The sequence below is a fragment of the Pseudoalteromonas sp. S16_S37 genome (assembly GCF_014694405.1).
Classification (GTDB): Bacteria; Pseudomonadota; Gammaproteobacteria; order Enterobacterales; family Alteromonadaceae; genus Pseudoalteromonas.
This window is the reverse complement of sequence record NZ_JAAUWV010000008.1, coordinates 77150-91955: the sequence shown is the minus strand read 5'-3', so window position 1 is coordinate 91955 and position 14806 is coordinate 77150. Positions and strand designations below refer to the sequence as shown.

Below are 14806 nucleotides of genomic sequence, written 5' to 3'. Positions count from 1 at the left end.
GAGTTAAGCGGCTTCAACGGTACGAGGCTTATTACTAAGCTTGCTCAGACCTGTTTCTTTGAGCCAGTTTTTCAACATGGCTTTGCCCCCTTCAGAGGCAATGGATTCTGGATGAAATTGCACGCCATAAATGGGCAAGGTTTTATGCTTTAGTGCCATGATCTGAGATGAGCTCACATCACTGATGGCATCTTGGGAAGTCATGGCAATAACATCGAGTGAATGAGGCAGTGGCCAAGCCAAACTTAAACTGTGGTAGCGAGTAACACGCAAAGGAGATGGTAGACCTGCAAATAAACCAGAACCATCGTGCACTATGCTTGAACACTTGCCGTGGACAGGCTTATCAGCATGTTTAACCTTAGCGCCAAAGACATGGCCAATCGACTGATGCCCAAGACACACGCCTAAAATAGGAATTAGGCCAGCAAAGTAACGAATCGCTTCGCAGGAAATACCCGCTTGCTCGGGGCCAAAAGGACCCGGTGAGACAATCAAGCCATCGGGTCGCAAAGCGATAAGGTCATCGATACTCACCTCATCGTTGCGTACCACCTTTACCTCTTGACCGAGTTCCGCGACATAGTGGACCAGGTTATAGGTAAAGGAATCATAATTGTCTATCATCAGTAACATGTTGATTCTTCCTTATCTTTTTTAGTTTCTTCAATACCTAACGCTTCCAACATGGCGCGGCTTTTATTGAGGGTTTCCTGCCACTCATTGACAGCCACAGAGTCAGCAACAACCCCAGCACCAGCTTGGATATGTAAACATCCGTCTTTAATTAATGCCGACCGTATCACGATGGCTAAATCCACATTTTGCTCAGATAAGACCCCAACGCCGCCGCCATAAAGGCCTCTGCGTACTGTTTCATATTGATCTATCAATTGCATGGCTCGAATTTTTGGCGCGCCACTTAGCGTGCCCGCAGGGAGTGTGGCGCGAATAACATCCAGTGCCGAGGTGTGGGCTAATTGCTCTGCGCGAACCTCAGAGGTGATGTGCATCACATGAGAAAAATGCTCTACGGACATCATTTTTGGTACCGACACGGATGCCAGTTTTGCCACTTTACCCACATCATTTCTTGCCAAATCAATGAGCATTAAATGTTCAGCACACTCTTTTTCATCGTTAAGTAGCTCTGCTTCTAAACGCTGATTGGTTTGCTCACAGCTGGTTCTATGCCGTGTGCCGGCCATGGGGAATGACACGATCTGCCCATCGTGGGAGCGCACCAGCGTCTCAGGGGAAGCGCCAAAAATGCAACTGTTGTCCATCCGGACATAAAACGCATAGGGTGAGGGACTGGCTTTACGCAGTTTGGCAAAAAAATCAATGCCCTGACCGCTAACATCGATACACATCCGCTGTGACAACACCGCCTGCATAATTTCGCCATCAGTAATATGTTGCTTGAGCTGCTCTACGGCTTGCATAAAGTATTGCTTATCAAACTGATAGCGAACATCTCCTGTTGTGCAATCTGCTAGCCAGTCAAAGCCGTTGGCGGTTAGCTCAAGATCAGCTAACGCTCCTTTTGGTGCATAAGAGACTAACCACATACGAGCTTGCTGATGATCCAAAATCAGCAACTGTTTAGGCAGCATTAAGGCAATATCAGCAGAGTCGGTTAGATCTTGTTTATTTGGAAACGGCAATTTTTGAGGTTCAAAATAGCGAACACTTTCATACCCCCAAAAACCAAACCAACCACCTGAAAAACAAGGTAAATGAGCAGGTGTATTAATATCGAACTCGTTTAGTAGTTGCTCAAGGGTTGGCCAAACTTGTGTCGCGTCTTCAATTGGATAATGTGTGTCTTCCTGAGACGTTTTTAACACCAATGCATTGTTCTTAACTCGAATACTGGCAAGCGTAGACAAACCTATCACCGAAAAACGCGGTGGCATGGTTTTGTTACCAGCATTGTTATATTCAAAGATAAAAGACTGCGTTGGTTCTGCGTAACGTTTATATAAATCAATCACTTGATCTATTTGATAAGGCAGCTCACGCAGTTGATGTGAATAACTAAACTGCATTACGCCACCTCTTGTGTAACACAGTGAAGCTGTTTGCGAATCACCTTGCCATTATCATTGCGAGGTAAAGCATCAAGCAGAGAAATAGTAATAGGACGTTGATAACCAGATAAGTTATTTTGACACCAAAGTTCGACCTTTGAGATAAGCTCATTTGCCTCAGGCGTGTGTGTCACTGCATATAAAGCCGCTTTTGTCAGGCCGTTTTCATCTTCGCTCGGCACTAACGCCAGCTCTGTTATCGCACTAAAATCATTGAGTATTCGTGCTTCAATGTCACTGGGTACAACCCAACGACCATTGACCTTGAATAAGTCATCGGCACGCCCTTTAAAGTGAATAAACCCCTGCTCATCACGCAGTGCAAGGTCGCCGCTGTTATACCAACCATTTTGAAACTTAGTCTGTGTTGCTAGAGGATTGCGCCAATAACCTTGCGAAAGCGTTGGTCCTTTCACCCACATAGTGCCAGACTCACCATCTTCAAGCACATTCCCTTGGGCGTCACGGATCTCGATTTGATATTCTTGTAATGGCTTTCCTATCGTCCCCGCGGAAGCCGTTTCAGCGCTGTGGCTACAAAAGATATGACATAACTCAGTGGACCCTAAGCCATCTAGAATCGTGGTATTGTGATTGTGCTGCCATTGTTCAAAGAGCTTTTTAGGTAACGGGGCCCCCGCTGAAACAGCCCTTCGTACACTTATAAAAGCATTATGTGTATGGCTATCGTTTAGCAACGCTTGATACATCGCCGGTACGCCACAAAATATGGTTGGTCGATATTGCTCTAAATTAGCAAGTACCTTTTCTTTACTAGGCCAATCACTATCAAGTACCACACTGGCACCAGATGCCAATGGGAAGAACAAGCTATTGCCAAGCCCATAACCAAAGAATGATTTAGCCAACGAATAAAATCTATCTTCACTTTGCGCTTTTAATACATCCTGAGCATAATAACGCACACTGTTGAGCGCATTACTGCTGCTATGCATCACCCCTTTTGGATTGCCCGTTGTACCTGATGTGTACTGCATAAATGCCACATCATCAGCTTGCTTATAATGAAAGTTGTTCCAGCCGTTGTGGCTATATTTCAGGAGTTGTTGATGGGTGTATGATTGCGCCACCACGCCGTTGTGATAAAGCTCAAATTTAACAGCTTGATTGCGCTGGCTGACAACTAAACTAGCCTGACTATCATCAATGATAAAACCTAAACTCTGTTGCGAGAGTTTTGGGTTGACCACAATCGGAATAGCACCCATGGCGATACACGCTAAAAAGCAGCTATGTAAAATAACCCCATCGTTCAGCGCTATCACAACTCGGTCATTCGCTTTGATATCTAGATGCTGCAATGTACTTGCTAAGGCACAAACCTGTTCTAACAAAGCCTGATAAGTCAGTGAGCCTTGCTGTGTACAGATCACTTCTTTTTGTTTGTTGTCAGCATCGACGAGCCATTTAACAGCTAAGTTTTCAAAGCCCATAACTGTGCCTCCACCAGCTTAAACATGCTGCACGAAAAAACCTCATTAAAGTGCAAATCATTCCTTTTGCCTCCTTTTGTTGTCATCAGAAACTACTGCATAAAGCTTAATAGTGTGCGTTGCCCTACTACTCGATTTTCGAGTGTTGAGACCCTCATCCCAGGCTAATTTTGCGCAGGCAAGACCTTATAACTAAAATGGTTTTTATAGCGACACAAAAACGCTAAAACATGAGTAAAATTTAAATTTTGAATATAAAGACGAGATAAAAAATAGATTAACTATATGAATAGTTTCATTAAATTTTATTTTTTAAAACACAGTTAATTGCAAAAGAAATGACAAATGTTCTAGGTACTAGACACGCTTACGATAGCTAGTATTAAAAAGGTTTCGACAATAATCAGAGCCTGGCATTTGGCATATCTGAAAACACGGTTTATTGAGTGCTTTGCGTTAATGCGATGAGCATCGCATCACTCATTGCCGGCTAACACACGTAATACCTCGTTAACCTCAAGTTTGGATGCGCGTTTTGAAAGTGAGAAATGTATGTACAGTGAGAGGATAACCACCTAACACTTGTCAACAAAAAAGGCCCATATGGGCCTTTTCGTTATCCAAATTAGAGGTTATTTAAGCCCAGATTGTAAGTTCCACTCTGACTCACAATACACAGAGTAAGGCTTTTGCAGCGCTTTGAACCACTTCTGAGGCCTTATTTGCCCCTGTCCACTGAGTAGTTGCTTTAGAATTGATTCATCCTGCTCACGCCAGTAGGGTGCAAAATGCTGTTTGGTTTTTTTCAGCTGTGCAATGGAGTTGTCTATGTCTTTGGCTCGAAAATAAGCAAATGCGGCATAGTCGTAAATAAGCTTTTTATTAAATTGACCAGACTCAGCAAGCGCGATTGCCTGTTTATCATTACCCAGCTGCAGTTGCGTATAAATCAAAGAATACACGGCATAACTCTGCGAATCTTTCATTTTTAAATCATCATAAAGGCGGTTTGCTTGTGTCAAACTCTCAAGTGCTCCTTGATATTGCGCTAAAGCAAGTTGGCTCCAGCCTTTTAATAGATAAGCATCCGCTTTGATGTTTGCGAAGTTATCAACACCTGACAACTGAACCAACAGCCTTGTAAATGTATCCTTAGCACTTTCTAGAGCCTGTATATCGTCACTCGAAATACCTTTGTCCATCTTCGCCATAGCCAGCAATAGTTGGTTGTAATACCGCAGCGGCGCAATATCGAGTTCGTGTTTTAATACATCGGCAGCGAGGTTGATATATTGCAGTGCTTTGTTTCCTTCATGCAATTGAATAAAGTAAAAACCAAGGTAATTGGCTATTTTTATTTGATAAACAACCTCTTGTTGCTCAGCAGCCAAATCCAACGCACTTATCAATGCATTGAGTCTTTCATCTAACGGGGCCAAGTAGTTTTGCCCAAGGGCAAAATAGGTCTTCATCAATAGGCTCAGATTGCCATTCGCTGTGTAGTAACGCACTGATTTATGTAAGCTCTGCAAGCTGGCTTCTAAATCAAGTGGTTGATCTTTATCAGGCCTTGCAGTTGGTGGATTGCCTATGTAATACAAACGTTGTGCTTCGGACTCCGTCATATCATGTATATCAAATAATCGCTTGGCTTGCAGAGCAAAATGTTCAGATCGCCCTTTATCTTGCTGTAACCATGCAATCGCTGATAGTTTGTGATAAATTTTTGATCTGAGCACATCGTTATCAATCTCATCAACGCCCATCAAAGCCTGCTCTAACAAACTATTGGCTGTGTCATAATCCCCTTGTGCCAGTTTAAGTTCTCCCCAATATTCAAGCATTCTTGCTTTGAGCATGGATTGCGCTTCTAATTTAGGATCGCTATTTAACTTATTAAAAATCTCATTTGCTTGCGCTAAGCGACCGGTATGCCAGTATGTTCTGGCTAACTCCACTTGCGAGTGTAAATTGTTGGGGTCGTGCAATACCGACGCTTCAAAATAGCGCATGGCTAAGCCAACCCCTCTGGTTTCTAGCGCATACAAACCTTCAAGGTAATCTTTGGTAGAAAAATCATTGTCAGACACCTGATATGTGCTGACTATGCCATTTTTACCTATTATTTGTTTGGCTAACGTTGCAGCTAAATCTGCCAAAGGGTGTGTCAAATCATCGCTATAAATAACGCCTTTTTTGGCCTTACCCGCTTTATCCGACAAGGTATAATGAAATACAAATAAGCCATTTTCTTGCGAAACGCTGGCTTCTAACCAACGATCTGCGTGCCCTTGCTGAACCAACGCTTCAAGTGTTTCTCCCATGTTTTCATGGGCTTCATGCTCTTGTGAAAACAGATGGTAAGCAGGTTTGTCGGGGATCACGGTAAATACCCCCGAATCTTTTAGATTCTGTATCAATAAATGACGTAAACCATAATTTAACCAATCAAACTCGGTTTCCCCTGTTAGATTTTTGAAAGGTGCGATAAGTAATCGATCATTATGATTTTTTTCATATTTAGAATCCGCAATAAAGCTATTTTTTGATACTAAAAAAGTCACAGCGCCGCTAAAGAATACTAACGACAATGCACATAAAAAAATAACGATAGGCTTTTTAAACCAATCAGCAAGCGTGTACTCACTTTTCTTAACGGTCGAAAGTACATTTTCGTTGGAATCAACATGCAGTGATTGTGGCTCACTGATCCAAACATACCCTCTTTGTGGATAGGTTTTAATAAATATGGGGTTTTGTACATTATCTTTTAGTTGCTTGCGCAACTCCCTGATGCTTTGCGTTAAAGAACTCTCTCGATACTCGCCATTAACCCACAGGGCTGATAACAGTTCGTCACGTGTGATCACACGTCCTGAGTTTTGCAAAAAATACTCTAATAGCTGAGCCAACTTAGGCCTAAGCTGAATTTCCTCCTGTTCGCTATACAACACACCCAGTTCAGGGTCAAAAGTGTAAGTCTCAAAAATGTACGCCATATATTCCTTCACAACTTCCATAATGTAATAAAATTACTACATTTGTAGTAAAGTAAACCAATCGTATTGTATTATGATCATAAGCTTACAGTCCAATAAATGAGACAAAAGCATGATAAACCCGCCACCATAGCTGCGCTGTCCAGTTTGAGATACAATTGACTATTATGTAACGCTCAATTGATACTCAGCATGATCACAAATCAAGATACTATTGTTGCCCAAGCCACAGCACCAGGACGAGGTGGTGTCGGTATTATTCGTGTTTCCGGTCCACTTGCAAGCCAAGTGGCGCAAACCATCATTGGCAAGACACCAAAAGTTCGCTACGCCGAATATGTACCATTTAACAACTTAGCAGGCGAGCAACTAGATCAAGGTATTGCATTATTTTTCAAAAATCCCCATTCATTTACGGGCGAAGATGTACTTGAGCTGCAAGGCCATGGTGGTCCAATTGTCATCGATATGTTACTGAAAGAGATTTGTCAGATCTCTGGAGTAAGACTCGCGCAACCAGGCGAATTCTCAGAGCGCGCCTTTATGAATGACAAAATGGATTTAACCCAAGCTGAAGCCATTGCGGATCTGATCAACGCCACCAGTGAACAAGCAGCAAAGAGCGCCCTACACTCTTTACAAGGTGACTTTTCAAAACATATCAACACGCTGGTGGAAAAAGTGATCCACTTACGTATGTATGTTGAAGCGGCGATTGATTTTCCTGATGAAGAAATCGACTTTTTGTCAGATGGTAAAGTCAGTGGCGACCTTAATGCCATTATTGAACAGTTAGACGAAGTACGTAAGCAGGCTAAGCAAGGCAGTATCATGCGTGAAGGTATGCGTGTGGTCATCGCGGGTCGCCCCAACGCAGGTAAATCAAGCTTACTGAATGCCTTAGCAGGTAGAGAAGCGGCCATCGTTACCGATATTGCGGGCACCACCCGTGATGTTCTGCGCGAACATATTCACATTGATGGTATGCCACTGCATATCATAGATACCGCAGGCCTACGTGAAAGCCCAGATAAAGTAGAACAAATAGGTATTGAGCGCGCCTGGGAAGAAATCCGCCAAGCCGACCATGTGCTGTTTATGGTCGATGGCACCGACACTCAAGAAACCGACCCTACCAAGATCTGGCCTGAGTTTATGCAGCAATTACCGCAAGGGATGGCCGTTACAGTAGTGCGTAACAAAATTGATTTATCAGCAGAAACGTCGGACATGTGCCAACAAGGCAACTACCCTGTACTGCGTTTAAGTGCTAAAAACACCGAGGGGATTGATTTGCTGCGCGATCATCTAAAAGCCTGCATTGGCTATCAAGGCGCAACCGAAGGCGGCTTTATGGCACGCCGTCGTCACTTAGATGCACTAGAGCGTGCCGCAGAGCATTTAGATATAGGTAAAACCCAGTTAGAAATGCATGTTGCGGGTGAGATCTTGGCTGAAGAGCTACGCTTAACCCAACAGTATCTAAATGAGATCACCGGTGAATTTACCTCTGATGATCTGCTTGGCAAAATCTTTAGCTCGTTTTGTATTGGTAAATAATTAAGCAAACACCAATAAGTATCCGCTTATTGGTGTTTTCATTGAATTAGGGATTGAAAATCAACGCTTGGTAAGCTCTCAAACCCAGGCTTTGCAAATAAATAGCCTTGCATTAAGGTAACACCCGCCGTTTTTAGCCATTGATATTCTTCAACCATCTCTATGCCTTCGGCCAATGCGGTAATGTTAAGCTCTTTGAACATATTCAAGCAGTGACCAACGATTGACTGACGCACGGGATCAAGATGAATATCACGGATCAACGCCATATCGAGTTTTATTATATTGGTTTGAAAATCAGCCAATAGATTTAGCCCTGAATACCCCGCACCAAAATCATCAGTCGCAGTTAAAAAGCCAAGCGATTGATAGTATTTCACAACCAGTTCAATATGATGGCTATCTTCTACCTTTTCCACTTCTGTGAACTCAAACATAATACGTTCAGTAGGAAAGTTGTATTTCTTTGCCGCCTCTAAAGTTGTACGAATACAACGTTCAGGCTGATAAATGGCATTTGGTAAAAAGTTAATACTTAAATAGCTATCCACATTAAGCTTTGCAGCCAGTGCAATGGCTTTTACACGGCATAGTTGATCAAAGGTATAGCGATTTGTCTCATTTACTTGGGAAATAACAGACCATGCAGACTCGTTATTAAGCCCTCTAACAAGAGCTTCATAACCAAATATAGTGTGCTTATCTACATCCACAATAGGCTGAAATGCCATTGTAAAATCGAAACTTAGGGAGTCTGCATTTTCACAATTACGACATGTTTGTCGCTCGCAACCGATGGAATGTTCTGTCATTTCTAGTCCTTGCCCGCGCTATGTTACTAAAGACTAGCGCTCATAAATGTACATCGCAACCGCAAAACGTTGCTTTATAGCGATCTTATACGAGCAACAACGGGTAAAAGCACACACAAAATAGCACTCACTAATTGAAGATCTTGCTGTCACTGTCAGGTGCGCAACTCGCCCTTATGAGAAAAAGAGTAAATAACAACCAACCTAAACGCTGTTCAAAAGCAATTTAAGATCATTTTTTGTATTTTTTAGATTATTTAATTATATAGACAGAACTTAGTAGATCCAAAACGCTCAAAGCTATTTTGCAGATCTACGTGTTATTCACATCTAGACTGTCCACACTATACATTGTTCATAGCAAATCCTTTCTTTGTAATTGGAATTAACCTCTTGGCATGCATTTTTAAGGTTAAAAATAAAGTTATGGTACACATATAGTCAGTTTATCCACAAAATTCACACCAAAAACAAAACCAGAATAAAATATTCACTCTTTATTTTTCAGTAGGTTACATATAAAGCCACCTAGTTGTTCATTTAACACGCTAATATTTTTATCCCAATAAAACCGAACAACACTTTACATCTATCAAAAGCGCTTTATGATGTCGCCATTCGCATATAGGGTAGAGAAAACATGCACCATATAGAGATCATTATTGGCAGCCAAATGGGTTCTGCTGAATATGTCGCTGAACAGCTCCAAGAAGCGCTTGAAGATCAAGCCATTATTGCGACATTGCATGAACAACCTGTGGCAAGTGACATATCACATCCAATATGGTTAATAGTGACATCCACCTATGGTGCTGGAGACTATCCAGATAACCTTATCCCGTTCATTAATGAATTAGATCAAAGGGATAGTTTGGATCAGGTATATTTTGCAGTGGTTGGTTTAGGTGACTCTAGCTACGATACCTTTAATTATGCGGCAAAAAATTGCGAAAAATTGCTGATCAATAAAGGTGCCAAGCAGCTTCTACCTAATTTAGAGTTAAATGTGCTTGATGAAGCTTTACCTGAAGAGACGGCTTTAGCTTGGCTACCTAAGTTTATTGAAGAAGTAACCAAGGCTGCTTAATAGATCTTTTCAATAAGTTATACACAATTTTTAAAAAAATAAGATCGTATTGTGGATAACACTTGATCTAATGGCTGATCTAAACATAGTTATCCATGGGATAAGTTTAACCGGATCTTGCCCTGTGTATAAAAGAGCGCTTTGATCAGAGCTTGTACGCCCTTAGATCCGATCTAATTCACATCTATTGATCTGGTTTAATTTATTGTTTTATATAAAATATATAGCCTTACTCACAGAAAAGCCGATCACTAGTAGTAAGATCTAATAAAAGATCTTTAAAAAGATCCTTATATATAATTAGTGATCAAGTTTCGCTTTTTAGGTGTTGCTCAATATTTAAACATTTCACTTCTGAGCATTTCTAGGTAGAATACGCTCCCTTTCAGAATTTGCTGGTTGTTTTTAAGTAGGATCCCGTAAATGATTTATCATGAACATTTTGACGTAATCGTAGTAGGTGGTGGACATGCAGGCACAGAGGCAGCACTTGCTTCAGCTCGTATGGGCATGAATACCCTATTGTTGACCCATAATATGGATACTTTAGGTCAGATGTCATGCAACCCTGCTATAGGTGGAATTGGTAAAGGTCATTTGGTTAAAGAGATTGATGCTTTAGGCGGTGCGATGGCCAAGGCTATCGATAAAGGTGGCATTCAATTTAGAACATTAAATTCTTCAAAAGGACCTGCTGTGAGAGCAACGCGCGCTCAAGCAGATCGCGCTTTGTACAAAGCGGCAATCCAAGATATTTTACAAAAGCAAGAAAACCTAAAGATCTTCCAGCAATCTTGTGACGATCTTATTGTTGAACAAGATCAAGTAAAAGGTGTTGTTACGCAAATGGGACTGCGCTTTAGCGCCCATTCTGTTGTGTTAACTGTAGGAACTTTCCTTGGTGGTCAAATCCACATCGGTATGGAAAACTACAAAGGTGGTCGTGCAGGCGATCCTCCTTCAATTGCACTTGCACAAAGATTGCGTGAATTACCATTTAGAGTTGATCGCTTAAAAACAGGCACACCGCCACGTATTGATGCCCGTACCGTAGATTTTTCTGTGATGCAGGAGCAACCTGGCGATACACCGACTCCAGTATTCTCGTTTATGGGTAAACAGTCTGATCATCCAACGCAGATCCCTTGTTATATCACTTATACCAATGAGCAAACTCACGATGTAATTCGTGCAAATTTACATCGCTCACCTATGTATGCGGGTGTTATTGAAGGGATTGGACCACGCTACTGTCCGTCTATTGAAGACAAGATCGTACGTTTTGCTGATAAAGAAAAACATCAAATCTTTGTTGAACCTGAAGGGTTAACCTCTTATGAGTTATATCCAAATGGCATCTCAACCAGTTTACCATTTGATGTGCAACTTCAGATCGTGCGTTCTATCAAAGGCTTTGAAAATGCTCATATTTGCCGCCCAGGATATGCAATTGAATATGACTTCTTTGACCCTCGTGATCTAAAACAATCTTTAGAAACTAAGTTTATCAGTGGATTATTCTTTGCTGGTCAAATCAATGGTACGACAGGGTACGAAGAAGCGGGTGCACAAGGGTTGATAGCTGGTATGAACGCAGCACTTAAAGTACAGGGTAAAGAAGCTTGGACACCTCGCCGTGATCAAGCTTACGCTGGCGTATTGATTGACGATTTAGCCACATTAGGAACTAAAGAACCTTATCGTATGTTTACGAGCCGCGCTGAATATCGTTTGTTATTACGTGAAGATAATGCTGACTTACGTTTAACCGAAAAAGGCCGTGAGCTGGGTTTAGTAGATGATGAACGTTGGGCTGCATTTAACAATAAGCTTGAAGTTATGGAGCAAGAGTCGCAACGAATAAAGTCAACTTGGATCCATAAAGATCACCCTGCACTTGCGCAGGTGAATGAATTATTGAAAACTCCGTTGATCCGAGAAGCGAGTTTAGAAGATCTGATCCGTCGCCCTGAAGTGTCTTATCATGAACTGATGAAAATTGAAGGATTGGGATCTGATTCTGATAATATTCAAGCACTTGAACAAGTTGAGATCCAAACTAAGTATGCGGGTTACATTGCTCGTCAGCAAGATGAGATCAATAAACAACTTCGTCATGAAGAAACGGTACTGCCTGAAGATTATGATTATTCTTTAGTGAGCGGGTTATCAAATGAAGTTGTCGCTAAACTTAGCGATGCTCGTCCGCAAACCATTGGTCAGGCTTCGCGTATTTCTGGTATCACCCCAGCCGCTATTTCGCTATTATTAGTATATCTGAAAAAGCAAGGGCTCCTGCGCAAGTCTGCGTAGTTGCATAGGAATACTGTGTTACAGCAACAACTGACTTCTTTGTTAGCGCAAACGGAACTTGCGCTAAGTGAACATCAACAAGCGCAATTAGTGCAATATGTTGAGTTATTAGATAAATGGAATAAAGCCTACAATTTAACCTCCGTTCGCGATCCAAAAGAGATGATGGTAAAACACATCATGGATTCTTTGGTGGTAGCCCCCCATTTAGCCGGTAAACATTATATTGATGTCGGTACAGGCCCTGGATTACCAGGTATTGTGTTGGCAATTGCCCTACCCGATACGCAATTTGTATTGCTTGATAGTTTAGGCAAACGTGTTCGTTTTTTAATGCAAGTAAAACATGCGCTTGGGCTAGATAATGTGACTCCTGTGCAGTCTCGTGTTGAAGAATATCAGCCAAGTGTTAAATTAGATGGGGTACTCAGCCGTGCTTTTGCATCTTTGCAAGATATGGTTGATTGGTGTGGACACTTAATAGACCAGTCTGGACATTTTTTGGCACTTAAAGGGCAGTTCCCAGCGCAAGAGCTTGAACAGTTACCTGCTGGAGTTAAATTGCAGCAAGATATTCATCTTCACGTGCCAAAGTTGGATGCAGAGCGACATTTAATTATTCTTTCTAAAGATTAGTATTCGAGGGCAACGTGGCAAAAGTCATTGCAATTGCAAACCAAAAAGGTGGCGTTGGCAAAACCACCACGGCTGTAAATTTAGCAGCGTCTATGGCGGCAACTAAGCGCAAGGTTTTATTAATAGATTTAGACCCGCAAGGTAATGCAACCATGGGTAGCGGTGTCGACAAATATGGCGACGTAGCGACCATCTATGACTTGCTCATTGAAGAGCAAGCAATTGACGACGTGATCTGCAAAGAAACATCTGGTGAATATCACCTTATCGCTGCAAACGGTGATGTAACGGCTGCTGAAGTAAAATTGATGGAGCTGTTTGCCCGCGAAGTGCGCTTGCGCAATGCTTTGGATGCAATACAAGATAAATACGAGTTCATTTTTATCGACTGTCCACCTTCATTGAATATGCTTACCGTTAATGCCATGGCTGCTGCAGATTCAATTTTAGTGCCTATGCAATGTGAGTATTATGCACTGGAAGGTTTGACGGCGTTGATGGATACCATTACACAATTGGCTAAGCTGGTTAACCCCGAATTACAAATTGAGGGGATTTTAAGGACCATGTATGATCCGCGCAATCGTCTAGCTAATGATGTATCTGAGCAGCTTAAACAACACTTTGGTGACAAAGTATATCGCACCGTGATCCCAAGAAATGTACGTTTAGCTGAGGCGCCAAGTTTTGGTGCGCCCGCGATGTATTATGACCGGGCATCAAGTGGTGCAAAAGCCTATTTAGCTTTGGCAGGCGAAATGTTACGTCGTAAAGAAAAACAATCCGCAGCGGTTGCCTAAGAGGATAATAACAACATGTCGGTAAAAAAACGCGGTTTAGGCCGAGGCTTGGATGCTTTATTGAGTTCATCGAAGCCAGCGCAAAGCGCTGAGCCTGTTGAAACTGTACAACAGGCCTCTAGTTCATCTAGTGAGTTAACACTCGATGGTGACCTAAAACGTATTCCCATTGAATTTTTGCATCCTGGAAAGTATCAACCGCGTAAAGATATGTCTGAGCAGGCGCTAGAAGAGTTAGCCAGCTCGATTCGAGCACAAGGGGTGTTACAGCCGATTGTGGTGCGCCCTATTGCAGATAAACAGTTTGAGATCATTGCTGGTGAGCGTCGTTGGCGTGCAGCGCAGATAGCCCAGTTAGATGTTGTTCCTTGTATTTTAAAAGATGTTCCTGATGAAGCCGCAGTGGCCATTGCTTTGATTGAAAATATCCAACGCGAAGACCTTAATGCGATGGAAGAAGCGGTTGCGCTAGATAGGTTGTTACATGAATTTGAGCTAACACATCAGCAAGTAGCCGATGCGGTTGGCAAGTCGCGTACGACAGTCACTAATTTACTTAGGCTCAATAATCTTAACGATGATGTTAAAATTTTGTTGGAGCATGGTGACATCGAAATGGGCCATGCACGCTGCTTATTGGCGCTCAATGATGAGCAACAGTCAGAGGCTGCTAGAACCGCGGTTGCCAAAGCGCTTACTGTGCGTGAAACAGAGAAGCTGGTGCGCTCAATTTTAGAGCCTGTGGAGAAAAAACAGGCAAGAGAAAAAGATCCAGATGTCAAATTGTTAGAACAACAATTAGCCGAAAATTTAGGCGCCAAAGTAGAGATAAATTATAACCAAAAAGGCAAAGGTAAATTGGTTATTTCATATGCCAATTTAGATGAATTAGACGGCATACTGGGTCGTATTCAATCTGATATGCAGCAACCTTCCTAAAGTGCGAATAATCAACAAATGTGGCGGTGAAAAAGCGCCACATTTTGTCTCATCAAGTTGCAAAATCACCAAATATAAGTATAATCTCGCCAGTTTTAGTACCCTGATTAAAT

The 14806-nt window shown here is 42.1% G+C and carries 11 protein-coding genes; 6 read left to right on the top strand and 5 right to left on the bottom strand.

The annotated features are described in order from the left end of the window. Positions 1–3 precede the first annotated feature (3 nt). The 4 genes from HC733_RS06125 to HC733_RS06110 all read right to left on the bottom strand — a co-directional run bounded on the left by HC733_RS06125 (position 4) and on the right by HC733_RS06110 (position 6546). A complete protein-coding gene (locus HC733_RS06125; RefSeq protein WP_190364169.1) occupies positions 4–636 on the bottom strand; it encodes an anthranilate synthase component II in 633 nt (210 codons plus the stop codon). Beyond that, a complete protein-coding gene (locus HC733_RS06120) occupies positions 627–2051 on the bottom strand; it encodes an anthranilate synthase component I family protein (protein WP_190364168.1) in 1425 nt (474 codons plus the stop codon). Before HC733_RS06120 ends, HC733_RS06125 begins: the two co-directional genes overlap by 10 nt. Continuing rightward, the gene (locus tag HC733_RS06115) at positions 2051–3547 is read right to left on the bottom strand and encodes an AMP-binding protein (protein WP_190364167.1); all 1497 of its coding nucleotides are present in this window, start codon (positions 3545–3547) and stop codon (positions 2051–2053) included. The genes HC733_RS06120 and HC733_RS06115 overlap by 1 nt, the downstream gene beginning before the upstream one ends. A gap of 632 nt (positions 3548–4179) precedes the next feature. Next, positions 4180–6546, bottom strand: coding sequence for a winged helix-turn-helix domain-containing protein (locus HC733_RS06110; protein WP_190364166.1), 2367 nt, complete (start codon positions 6544–6546; stop codon positions 4180–4182). A gap of 195 nt (positions 6547–6741) precedes the next feature. Between HC733_RS06110 and mnmE the strand changes: the two genes are divergently transcribed. Next, positions 6742–8106: a tRNA uridine-5-carboxymethylaminomethyl(34) synthesis GTPase MnmE gene (mnmE, locus tag HC733_RS06105; RefSeq protein ID WP_190364212.1), complete on the top strand. Its 1365-nt coding sequence runs from the start codon at positions 6742–6744 to the stop codon at positions 8104–8106. A 38-nt stretch (positions 8107–8144) separates the two neighbouring features. On the opposite strand, the gene HC733_RS06100 is transcribed toward mnmE, so the two are convergent. Next, positions 8145–8918 (bottom strand): EAL domain-containing protein, encoded by a 774-nt coding sequence (locus HC733_RS06100; RefSeq protein WP_190364165.1) that lies wholly within the window; start codon positions 8916–8918, stop codon positions 8145–8147. A gap of 640 nt (positions 8919–9558) precedes the next feature. Here HC733_RS06100 and mioC point away from each other — a divergent pair. The 5 genes from mioC (at position 9559) to HC733_RS06075 (ending at position 14693) form a co-directional block, all read left to right on the top strand. Next, complete coding sequence (gene mioC / locus HC733_RS06095) at positions 9559–10005, top strand: FMN-binding protein MioC (RefSeq protein WP_190364164.1); 447 nt, start codon at positions 9559–9561, stop codon at positions 10003–10005. Positions 10006–10428: 423 nt separating this feature from the next. Next, complete coding sequence (mnmG, locus tag HC733_RS06090; RefSeq protein WP_190364163.1) at positions 10429–12318, top strand: tRNA uridine-5-carboxymethylaminomethyl(34) synthesis enzyme MnmG; 1890 nt, start codon at positions 10429–10431, stop codon at positions 12316–12318. A 15-nt stretch (positions 12319–12333) separates the two neighbouring features. Next, positions 12334–12954 carry a 16S rRNA (guanine(527)-N(7))-methyltransferase RsmG gene (gene rsmG, locus HC733_RS06085; protein WP_190364162.1) on the top strand — a complete coding sequence of 207 codons (621 nt, stop codon included), beginning with the start codon at positions 12334–12336 and terminating at the stop codon, positions 12952–12954. 14 nt (positions 12955–12968) lie between these two features. Further along, a complete protein-coding gene (locus HC733_RS06080; protein ID WP_190364161.1) occupies positions 12969–13754 on the top strand; it encodes an AAA family ATPase in 786 nt (261 codons plus the stop codon). Positions 13755–13769: 15 nt separating this feature from the next. Continuing rightward, positions 13770–14693, top strand: a complete 924-nt coding sequence (locus HC733_RS06075) for a ParB/RepB/Spo0J family partition protein (RefSeq protein ID WP_190364160.1) — start codon at positions 13770–13772, stop codon at positions 14691–14693. Positions 14694–14806: the final 113 nt, after the last annotated feature.